At 42.0% G+C, this 8,329-nt stretch carries 8 protein-coding genes; 5 read left to right on the forward strand and 3 right to left on the reverse strand.

The window, feature by feature from the left end; translation table 11 throughout:
- Positions 1 to 59 precede the first annotated feature (59 nt).
- Positions 60 to 827 (reverse strand): hypothetical protein, encoded by a 768-nt coding sequence (locus ACT3RN_RS12945; protein WP_192520963.1) that lies wholly within the window; start codon positions 825 to 827, stop codon positions 60 to 62.
- Between the two features lie 673 nt (positions 828 to 1,500).
- Here ACT3RN_RS12945 and ACT3RN_RS12950 point away from each other — a divergent pair.
- From ACT3RN_RS12950 to ACT3RN_RS12960, 3 genes are read left to right on the forward strand one after another with little or no spacing between them, the layout of a single operon-like run.
- Positions 1,501 to 2,490 (forward strand): TAXI family TRAP transporter solute-binding subunit, encoded by a 990-nt coding sequence (locus ACT3RN_RS12950; protein ID WP_192520479.1) that lies wholly within the window; start codon positions 1,501 to 1,503, stop codon positions 2,488 to 2,490.
- A gap of 17 nt (positions 2,491 to 2,507) precedes the next feature.
- Positions 2,508 to 3,050: a DUF1850 domain-containing protein gene (locus tag ACT3RN_RS12955; RefSeq protein WP_192520480.1), complete on the forward strand. Its 543-nt coding sequence runs from the start codon at positions 2,508 to 2,510 to the stop codon at positions 3,048 to 3,050.
- On the forward strand, positions 3,025 to 5,055 hold the full coding sequence (locus ACT3RN_RS12960) for a TRAP transporter permease (RefSeq protein ID WP_192520481.1): 2,031 nt from the start codon (positions 3,025 to 3,027) through the stop codon (positions 5,053 to 5,055). Before ACT3RN_RS12955 ends, ACT3RN_RS12960 begins: the two co-directional genes overlap by 26 nt.
- 316 nt (positions 5,056 to 5,371) lie before the next feature.
- Here the strand turns inward: ACT3RN_RS12960 and ACT3RN_RS12965 are convergent, their stop codons facing one another.
- Complete coding sequence (locus tag ACT3RN_RS12965) at positions 5,372 to 6,367, reverse strand: LysR substrate-binding domain-containing protein (RefSeq protein ID WP_192520482.1); 996 nt, start codon at positions 6,365 to 6,367, stop codon at positions 5,372 to 5,374.
- Positions 6,368 to 6,471: 104 nt separating this feature from the next.
- Between ACT3RN_RS12965 and ACT3RN_RS12970 the strand changes: the two genes are divergently transcribed.
- Entirely contained in the window at positions 6,472 to 6,918 is a 447-nt protein-coding gene (locus ACT3RN_RS12970; protein ID WP_192520483.1) for a VOC family protein, read from the forward strand.
- Positions 6,905 to 7,498: a glutathione S-transferase family protein gene (locus ACT3RN_RS12975; RefSeq protein WP_192520484.1), complete on the forward strand. Its 594-nt coding sequence runs from the start codon at positions 6,905 to 6,907 to the stop codon at positions 7,496 to 7,498. The genes ACT3RN_RS12970 and ACT3RN_RS12975 overlap by 14 nt, the downstream gene beginning before the upstream one ends.
- Positions 7,499 to 7,586: 88 nt before the next feature.
- Here ACT3RN_RS12975 and ACT3RN_RS12980 read toward each other — a convergent pair.
- Positions 7,587 to 8,329 (reverse strand): sulfite exporter TauE/SafE family protein (locus ACT3RN_RS12980; protein WP_444518704.1); only part of this gene is annotated, 743 nt, incomplete at its 5' end.

Consider the following 8,329-nt stretch of genomic DNA (forward strand, 5'->3'; position numbering starts at 1 on the left):
CTCTCTAAAAAACAACAGAAGTGGATTAAAGAAGAACGAGGTCAAGGAGCGTTAACTGACTATAAACCTTGTATGGCTTGACCATTGATATTTCCTTTCTCCAATAATATCGTATCATTGAATAAGCCAACATCTTCAGACTCAGACGATGTTGTTTCCGTTATTTCTTTGATTGTTACGCCGTTATCCACGCCAGTATAACGAGTGTATAACGTATCAGTGCTTATTCCGTCGTCTTGAACAACGTAAAACTTGTGTTCAAATACGCAAGTCTCAAACGTGCCTGCTGGAACCGTAATGGTTTCTCTACCAACATATTTTAATGAAGTATCCGCGTCATAAGACTTCATTTCGCCATCTGTTGTTTCAACCATAGTGACTGTTGCATAATGCTTCGTCTCACCTTCTTCTAAGTTATAATGTTGCTTTAAGCCGCTCGGTTGGTAATCAACTTCCATTCCAGCATCACTGTCAGTTTGCCCTAGAGTGATCACTGATTGATCAACTTCGTCGTGTTTTACATACACAGTAGATTGACCTTCTCTTTTAGCTAATACCTCGCTAAAGCCTTTATATTCCGGAACTGACTCTACAACTTCATGAACATCGTTAAGTCCAAAATCTATAGCAGCATCTGAAGCATATTCTAGATCAATCGTCGTGCCTGGGGTTTGCAGCGTTGGATTAAGGCAAGCTAAAGAGGTCGTATTAGATGGTTCAGTTGGTGTGACTTCGCCATCAGTTGGTGGTGCTGAATACGATGTACTATCCTCTCCACAACCAACCAATACAAAAGCTATCGCTAATCCGATGAAAGATAATCTCAAGGTGAGTTCCTTTTTATTTAATCTATTTTAGGGGGTAAGATACACTCCATATCTAGTTACCTCAGTACGAAACTTTACTACTCCAAAATGTAACTGTAAGGTATAGATGGTGCCGTTCAGTATGATACTTTATTACTCGCTGGCAGAAGTTGTGATTGAGTAATCATTTACTCAGCGTCAAAAGTGGTGAACTGATAGCAGAACGCCATTCTACTGACCCAAATATTACTCCCACTATTATTTGATATAGCAAATAATAGTGGGTTTTTTTGTGCCTCTCCAAAAGTCATCGAAATGAATTTAACGCGCATAAGCGACTCGATAAAGCTACGTATTAGCGTTGCTAACCATGGAGATCTGCCCCATGGCTATTTACATTTTGCGGCTTTTTAGTGAGCGCATTTCTCTAGTTGACAATGCATTCCGGCAGACAGAATGCTGGCTCTTGGATTTGTTAACTAACTCATAATCCTGTCCATCGAATAAACAAACATAACAAGCTGCTAACCTGTACTTAAAAATATACAAAAAAGCAATATTCACAGATTCTCCAAGATTCCTGAATTTCATCTTGAAATCTAATATAAATCCTATACTATTAAAAGATTACGTATCTGTGAAAAAAATAATAGCTTTTGTAAGTAAAGCTACTCTATATTCAAACGAGGGAAACATGAAATCTACTATTAAAGCATCTTTTCTTGGACTAGTTGTTGCTACTAGCATGTCGCTTGTGGCTTGTTCGGATGATGCTTCAGTCTCCAGCACGGAAGCTGCCGACCAACTTGATACTAAATTTGCTACGCTTGCGACCGGTGGTGCGTCAGGTCCTTATAATATTATTGGAACCTCACTTACTGAAGCTTACAATACGACTTATGGTGTTAACTCTAAAACCCAAACCACCGGAGCCTCGGTCGAAAACATCAACTTACTCAACCAAGAAAAAGTTGAAATGGCCTTTCTGATGAGCGACGTATTAAGTGATGCTATCAAAGGTGAGAACAACTTCAGCAGTCCTATCACGAATGTTCAGCAGATCGCCACTCTATACCCCAATTACGTACAGGTTGTTACCTCGCAGGATTCAGGCATTGAGAGCTTCGAAGATTTACGCGGTAAGCGTATCGCCGTGGGTGCACAGAACTCTGGTGTAGAAGTTAACGCTCGCAACTTACTTAATGGCTTTGACATGACCTACGATGATGTCGAAGTTGATTACTTGGGATATGCAGAAGCAGCAGACGCCTTGAAATCGGGTAAGCTTGACGCGGCGTTTTTAACCAGTGGTTTACCGAACTCTTCACTGATGGAGTTAGAGCAAGGCTTCGATTTACAGATAGTAAGTATTAGCCCTGAAAATATAGCAAGAATTGCACAAGATCAGTCCTACTTCATTGCTAAAGAAATTCCTGCAGGTACTTACGGCAACGAAACTGCCATACCTACCGCTGCTATCATGAATGCGTTTGTAGTACGTTCAGACTTATCAGAAGATGATGGTTACAAACTGACCAAAACTTTCTTTGAGAGTATGGACAAACTAAAAACTGCGCATCAGTCTGCAGGTGGTATTAGCTTAGAAACCGCACAACAAGGTATGGTCGCCCCGATACATCCTGGTGCCCAGAAGTACTACGATGAGCAAGCCGCAAGCCAATAAGCTTGGATAAATCATAGATGAGCAATCATAAAAACCAGTACAGCGTAGAGCGCGGTACTGGTTTATTTATGGTCGTAACATTCGTGATATTGCTGATCATCATCGGTAGTGGCTGGGTCTTGCGTCAGCAGGTAACTGTATTGAGCTTTAATCAGGAATCCTGCTACATCGAAGAAAGTTCTTTTGATATTAAATGGTTACACTCTGTAGAAAAGCAGTGGTGGATAGAGCGTTATCAAGTCCGATCTGATGATTTTTTACTAACCGATACTTATATGCAAACTTTTGGCGCAGGAACTCCATCAACTGAGACAATCGTATCCAACAACAGTAAAGATTATCCAAACTATATTCAATACCGTATCCAAACATCCCTACCCTATCTAAACTGGATGGTATCTCATAACATCAAAGCACACGTGATTATAACAAACGGCATCTTACCTGTTTACAACTGGGTTGATGACTATACTACTATTTATTTTGTTCCCAAAAAGCTGTCCTTATGGCAGTTACTACTTCAGGAGTCCTGCTATGAGCACGCCTATAGCACCAAGTGATAAGGAAGACTTATCGGCTGATTCTGCGAACCCTTCTGCAGAAAAACAGCAAGAAATTTTGGAAAAATTCGATAAAGAATCCATCACTCGTAAGCTTAGCAACAAAAAATTGGGCTGGTTGTTGTCAGCACTCGCTATTGCTTATGCGCTATTTCACTTATATATCACCTTTAATCCGATGCCTGCATTACTCCAACGCTCCGTTCACGTAGGCGTAGGTTTTGCTCTCATTTTTATGATTTATCCTGCGGCCAAAGGTTCCTCTCGTCAACGAGTCGCTTGGTATGATTGGATTTTGTTTTTCATGTCTTTATCAGGTGTAGCCTACCTACTGATAGAGTATCAAAATATCGTTACCGTCCGCGGTGGCATACCTAATCAGTGGGATATATTATTTTCAATCATTACTGTCTTGTGTGTATTGGAAGGTACGCGGCGTATCACGGGCTTTATTCTGCCTTTGTTTGCTCTGGTGTTCTTGGCTTATCCCTTCTTTAGTCACTTAGGTTTCATGCCAGATCGCCTGCTCACGCGACCTTACGATGTGGGTGATATTTTTGGTCAGCTATATCTCAAAACAGAGGGTCTATACTCTACAGCCATCGGTGCTTCTGTTACTTTTATCTTTTTGTTTATCTTATTTGGTGCGTTTTTATCACGATCAGGTATGGGACAGCTATTTAACGACTTAGCATTGGCGCTCGCAGGACATAAACAGGGTGGGCCTGCAAAAGTAGCGGTCATCTCCAGCGGTTTCATGGGTAGTATCAATGGTGCAGCGGTTGCCAACGTAGTAGGTACTGGTGCATTTACTATCCCTTTAATGAAGCGAGTCGGCTATCATAAAAACTTTGCTGGTGCCGTAGAGGCAAGTGCTTCGGTTGGTGGTCAGGTTTTGCCGCCGATCATGGGGGCGAGCGCTTTCATTATGGCGGAGACCACAGGGGTCAAATACAGCACGATTGCGCTTGCAGCCCTATTGCCAGCGGTTCTTTATTATTTAGGCGTCATCGCTCAAGTACACTTTCGTGCAGGTCGACGTGATCTCAAAGGTATTGCTAAAGATAGCTTGCCTGAGCTGAAAGAAGTGTTAAAAGCCCGTGGGCATATGCTATTGCCGATTGTTTTCTTAGTATACCTGTTGGCTGAATCGGTTCCGGTTGGCTTTGCAGCAGCTTACACGATTGGTTTTACCATTGTCATGAGTATGCTTCGCAAAGAGACGCGGATGAGCTTTCAGGATGTACTGGGCGCACTAGAATCTGGTACTCGTCAATCTTTAGCTGTCATGGCAGCCTGTGCGGTAGTAGGTATCATCATTGGCGTGGTGAGTCTAACCAGCTTTGGCACAGTGATGACTTCATCTATCGTTACACTAGGAGCAGGATCGTTATTACTCACGCTAATCCTAACCATGATCGCCTCAATGGTACTAGGCATGGGCTTGCCATCTATTCCCGCGTACATTATTACTGCAACCATGGCAGCACCGGCTTTGGCTGGTTTTGATATTCCTATCTTAGCGGCGCATATGTTTGTCTTCTATTTTGGTATCTTTGCCAATATCACCCCACCTGTATGTTTGGCTGCCTTTGCAGGCGCTGGTATCTCTGGTGGTGATCCTATGAAGACAGGGTTTCAGTCGCTGAAACTGGCATTAGCCGGATTCATTGTTCCCTTTATGTTCATCTACAACCCAACAATGCTGATGATAGATCCGACAGGATTGGCAGTGACTGCTAAAGAGTTCCCACTACCACCAGTCATGGATATTATTGTTGTCGTGATCACCTCGGTTACGGGCGTTATTGCGCTTAGTTCTGCGCTTGAAGGTTTCTTCAAAGGGGTGATGAGCCCGATAGCTCGTGTCATACTAGCGGTCGGTGCATTACTCTTGATTTATCCTGAGCTGATGACAGATTTAGCAGGTGGTATCATCGTATTAGTCGTTGCCGCATGGAATATAAAATCCAACAAAACAGCTGTCGCATCGGCAAGTATCTAAAAAATGAACCACATATCGTGCTTTACTGACGGTATGTTAAAGAGAGACTATTAACAACAGTCTCTCTTTCATGTCTTATATAGTCAAAGTATTTTTAAATCGCTACAGTGCTACTGGGATAAATGTTTCGCAACCTCTGTGAATACAGCACACAAGCAAAATGTGTGTCAGTAGCACGATAATACGATCGTATCGGTTTTATACTTCTTCTACTATAGTCAAAGAATTCTAAAATAGGTACAAGGCAGCCGACTGCAGATTGTGCAAGCAGTACACCTAAGAAGGATAACGCCGTAGCTGTTTAGTAATTCGCTGACTATTTTATTAGTTCAGCAAGACTATTGATTGGATAGGAGATATCTTTCTTATGAGTATTTCTACAACCAATGACCAACCATTTAGCAGCTGATAGCTCACCAATGCTATTGGTAAGTGCTGGTACTATAAATTCTAAAAAAACCTTCATTTTCTGTGGCAAATACTTTCGAGTCTTATGCAGCAAGTGTATTGGAACTGCATCAGGTTCAAACTCATTTAATATGATTTTTAGATCGCCATTATCTATAAAACGCTTTACTTGATAATGTAATTGCTGCGTGATACCCACGCTCTTTACAGCAGCCTTAACAGCAGAATCGCTATCATTAACCATCAGTCTAGGAAATATATCTATGTGTACTGTTGACTCAGAGTTTGGGAGATTGTAACGCCAGTGAGGAGTCGTCTTTGCCGTGTTGAGCAATATACAAGAGCGTTGAGTTAAGTCGTAAGGTGACGCTAGTTCTGGCTGTTTCAACAGGAACTGCTGACTTGCACAGGTCACAACTCGCATCGTTCCTACTTGGGTGCCTATCATCGTACTATCTGGCAACGTGCCTATTCTAATGGCCATGTCTACGTCATCTTCGAACAAATCCACATTCCTATCCGATAATAAAAGCTGCACGTTTATATTTGGATATAAAGATAAGAACTCAATAACAATGGGTAGCACATGCAACCTTCCAAACATAATGGGCGCTGTTATCACCAAATCGCCTTTTGGTTCTAAGTACTCCCCCTTTGCCCTACCCTCTGCCTCTTCGACCTGCTCCAATATTCTTTTACAAGATTCTATATAGGCACTTCCAGAGTCTGTCAAAGATAACTTTCTGGTGGTTCTATGCAATAAACGAACGCCCAGTTGGTTTTCCAGTTCAGCTATCTTTCTACTTAGAGTTGGCAATGGCACGTTCAATTCCTTGCTGGCTGTAGAAAAACTGCCAACCTCCACCACTTTTATAAACATAGACATTGCTTGCAGTCGGTCCATAACTGTCTCATTTATTGAAAATATCATTATCAAAATTACAGTATTATCTTTTAAATGGCAAAGTGTCATAGTGGATATATCAACATTGATATAGGAAACACCTTATGAGCAATGTAACTCATAAAAACTTACAGGTTGCGCTTGCCTACGATCATGTTGGCATTAGAGTCAGTAATAGACGCGAAGCTATTACGTTCTATGAGCGTCTTGGGTTCAAAGAAACCTATCGCATCCCTAAAGGTGAAGCAAACGAAATGATCACACCAGCAGGTGTAAGAATTAATCTTATTTTTAATGCAGCAAAGATAAAAAACAGAAAAAACCTTTTACTCGATGAAGTGATTAAAAAACCCGGTATGACACATCCGGCATTCATTATTGATGGTATAAATGAGCTTCAAAGCTGGCTTTTTGCAGAAGGAATAGAAGTTACGGAAGGTCCGAAAAATTTAGGGTCAAGAAGGATCGCTTTGTTTATCCGTGATCCAGATGGAAATGTACTAGAATTTAATCAACTACTATCTGAGGGAAAAAACCATGAAACTATATGATTTAGAGCTATCTGGAAACTGTTATAAAGTAAGGCTGTTTGCCTCACTGATCGACATACCTTTAGACATCGTGCCTATTGATTTTATGCAAGGTGAACATAAAAAAGAAGCCATGCTGAAACTCAATCCGTGGGGAGAAATCCCAGTTTTAGAAGATGGCTCTGTCATATTAAGAGATGCACAAGCCATACTGGTGTACCTAGCCAACAAGTATGGTGGTGAAGCGTGGTGGCCTAGCGAAGCACATCTGCAAGCTGATGTGATGCAGTGGTTGTCTGTTGCTTCTAATGAGATACAGCACGGACCTAACGTAGCACGTTTGATCAAAAAATTCGGTTTTGAAGGTGATTTAACGCAATCTTTAGAGCGTTCGTATAAGATACTAGCATTGATTGACGATCATCTTGCTCACCATAATTGGCTGGCAGCTAGCCGTCCTACTATTGCTGACTGCGCAGTTTATCCGTATATTTCAATTGCACACGAAGGAGAGGTTGCTATAGACAGCTATAGCAATATTAAGGCATGGATGAATCGCCTAGAGCAGTTGCCAGGTTATGTATCTATGCCTGGTAACTAATGATAATAGCCGGGAGCTAAGCCATTAAAAATAAAGGTCACGAACCAATGCTGTTCGTGACCTTTATCTCTGACACCGCTACCAATACTTAACGCAGCGCTTTATAAAGAAAATAGAAACCCACAACGACCAACAGTACGGCAAAGCATTTCTTTAAGATTTGTGGTGACAGTATATGAGCTACCTTGGCGCCTATCTTTGCCGTAAAAAAGCTCATGATACTAATGCCCAAAAAGGCATAGACGTGGACAAAGCCAATCGTATTAGGCACATCTACTTGCTGCTTCATTCCAAAAAACATAAACCCTAACGCACCGGCAATCGCGATGGGTAGACCACACGCCGCCGAAGTACCAACCGCTTTTTGCATCACTACACCGTAACGAGTAAGGTAAGGTACGGTTAAGCTGCCACCGCCGATGCCGAAAATGGCAGAAGCAACACCAATAACCCCGCCTGCTGCCAATTGCTTAGGTTTTGAAGGCAGCGTTGAGTCAACCGCCGAATCCGTATTGCTAGCACTATTCATGTTTGCAGCGACTTTCTTTTTGCCACCCTTAAACATCTTGTAGGCGACCCACAGCAAAAACACACCAACAATAAGCTGAAGATATAACCCAGATATCTGCCCTGCTATCCCTGCCCCTAAAAAGCACCCTATCGCTAAACCGGGTGCTAGGTTTTTGAAGACAGGCCACATGACGGCGCCTTTTTTATTGTGCGCCATTAACGAGCTGATAGACGTCACAATAATAGTCGCAAGTGACGTACCTAACGCCAAATGCATAATATTGTCAGGACTATAACCCATCTGAGTAAAGACAATAAATA

This window comes from Psychrobacter sp. AOP5-GZ1-6 (genome assembly GCF_052376345.1).
In the GTDB taxonomy this organism is placed as follows: domain Bacteria; phylum Pseudomonadota; class Gammaproteobacteria; order Pseudomonadales; family Moraxellaceae; genus Psychrobacter.